Genomic DNA, 2,154 nt, shown 5'->3' with positions numbered 1-2,154 from the left:
GATGGGGTCGGGCGCGGTCCAGCGGCCGGTGAAGGTGTCGTAATCACGCCAGCCGAAGCGGACAAAGCCCAGATCCCGGTCGTGCAGGCCGCCCGCAACGCAAGGTCCGCGACCTGGACCGCTTCCTGCGAGCCAAAGGCCAGTGGACGCTCGACCCTGACCGAGAAGTGAAGGTGCCCCGCCCGGAAGTCCTGGCCCTGTCCCGAGCCTGCCGTGAGCTGGTGGAAGTCCTCGCCGCCCTGGGGGTGTTCTTGGTGGGCATCCGGCCTGAAAATGCGGGGCAGAAAGCAGACAAAGTAGACACCTAAAAAAGGGGTGAGTATTCGTCCCAACGAAAAGAGCAAAGCCCCACCGAAGTGGGGCTTTCCAGACGTAGCGGTGGATTGCAATCTCCTCTCCGCCACGGCCATGCGGTCCTAGCGCATGGACTTAGCATCTTACGATGCAGACACAAGTAAAATAGGGTCAAAAACGGGCCTTGTCAACCTCGTGATCCAGCGAGAGCAGCGGCTACACCGGCGCGCATGGCCTCAAGGTCTTCGTTGGATACTTGTATCTTGACAAATTGGCGCCTCCCGCAATTGTCTTTCCCATCGAACGGGATAGTAAGGCGCGCGAACGCGGCAGGGAATACCATGTCGCATTTTGCCCAATGCCAGGTAGAGTCGTAAGGCGCTGGAAGCGGATTCGGGGTATAGATTTGATGGTGCCAAGGTTTCAGTAAGTCCGGCGGAGTAGTGCTCAATGGAACGACAAGACAAAGTGAGGGCGCTACGTTTGACATCATGATGACCGGACGTTTTTTCTTCATTTCGGGAGGGACCAGGCCATTGAATCTGCGAAAAATTATGGTCCCTGCCGGGGGGGGCGTATTTTAGTGCCATGCTTTTTCCTAGCCTAAAGGGTCATTCTTCAAGTGTAGAAGAACTCGATAATCAGTAATCGGATATGCTGAGAAGCGCAACGCTGCGGGGGGTGGCGTTGAAAGTCTGGGACGCTATTCCATAGACCGGGCGGGGAGTCATCCGCGTGCTGTGTCAGAATTGAGAGAAAATGCCGGGCGGTCTGTGGCAGGTTTTTTCAGTCCCTAAAAAAGGGGGGAGGCGGACACTCCCTTTTTCGCCCCATTTCGGGCACGGCGGTTAGCCATACGGTTAGCCACGGCTTTTTGCCCACAGAAAAAGCGGCTAGGATTTTCTCCTAACCGCTTGTTTTTCTTGTGGCGTCCCCAGGGGGATTTGAACCCCGCTACCGGCGTGAGAGGCTCCGGGCTTCGGTGAATAATTTAAGCAGGTTACGCCATTACATTGTTCCACAGGTGCCAGATGTGCCACAAATGCCCCAGCAACGAGTCCGTCAAAGGCCTTTGCAATTGTTATTGCTTTTTCCGAGATCTAAGAAACCAAGGAACAACAAGCCAAACAATCCCGGCAACCAAGCACGCGACACTGAAGACTTCCGGGCGTGGAATAGGAACATCGTAATGAAACAATTCCTTTTCGCCCATGCCCATCACGCCCATAGAGACCAACATAATCCCCATGACGATCTCTGCTGGCTTGATTTTCATATAGTCTCCCTACTTTTTTTCTCTATATTTGTTGTACATCCATTTGGCACCACTCCCGGTATAACCGGGTACCGAGGCCGGAGGCGGCCCCGGATCAAACCAGCCAAAAGCAATATCTGCAATGCCCTTTGAACCGGCAGCCAGCTTATCAGGATGCTGCATGGCAGCACCGGCTATGGCTGGTGTTGCTGCCGTGCCGACGGCTGCGGCAATGGGTAGCGCACCTGCCCCCAAGGAGATCGCCGCATATTTTTGCAAATCCCCGTTGGTCGCAAAGGCCTCCGCCGTTTTGCTCAACGCCTCCCGGGTCCCTTTCGTTCCCTTGCTAACGGCTTCACCTATACCCGCAGGAGCCTTGTCCCACAATTCTCCGAGCCCAGCTCCAATTTTTTTCACTCCTCCCCAAAATCCGCCTTCCAACCCCAGCGGGTCCACCCCGTTGACCGGATCATCAAGGCAGTACCCATACCAATCCGGATCGCCGCCCCGGTCCCCGATGGGGTCGGGCGCGGTCCAGCGGCCGGTGAAGGTGTCGTAATCACGCCAGCCGAAGCGGACAAAGCCCAGATCCCGGTCGTGCAGGC

The 2,154-nt window shown here is 56.2% G+C and carries 3 protein-coding genes; 1 reads left to right on the top strand and 2 read right to left on the bottom strand.

The annotated features are described in order from the left end of the window. The first annotated feature begins 173 nt into the window (after positions 1–173). On the top strand, positions 174–308 hold the full coding sequence (locus tag B5D49_RS15100) for a hypothetical protein (RefSeq protein WP_268802033.1): 135 nt from the start codon (positions 174–176) through the stop codon (positions 306–308). Positions 309–1,375: 1,067 nt separating this feature from the next. Here B5D49_RS15100 and B5D49_RS14615 read toward each other — a convergent pair. Together B5D49_RS14615 and B5D49_RS14985 are read right to left on the bottom strand one after the other, a co-directional pair. Next, positions 1,376–1,570: a hypothetical protein gene (locus B5D49_RS14615; protein ID WP_078718457.1), complete on the bottom strand. Its 195-nt coding sequence runs from the start codon at positions 1,568–1,570 to the stop codon at positions 1,376–1,378. A 9-nt stretch (positions 1,571–1,579) separates the two neighbouring features. Beyond that, on the bottom strand, positions 1,580–2,154 hold a 575-nt coding region (locus B5D49_RS14985; RefSeq protein ID WP_234990777.1), incomplete at its 5' end, for an RHS repeat-associated core domain-containing protein.

Origin of the sequence: Paucidesulfovibrio gracilis DSM 16080 (genome assembly GCF_900167125.1) — a bacterium.
Lineage (GTDB): Bacteria > Desulfobacterota > Desulfovibrionia > Desulfovibrionales > Desulfovibrionaceae > Paucidesulfovibrio > Paucidesulfovibrio gracilis.
This window is presented reverse-complemented; position numbering and strand designations above follow the sequence as displayed.

Coding starts and splice junctions, on each gene's coding strand:
- B5D49_RS14615 (WP_078718457.1), bottom strand. CDS start 1,570: ATGAAAATCAAGCCAGCAGAGATCGTCATGGGGATTATGTTGGTCTCT.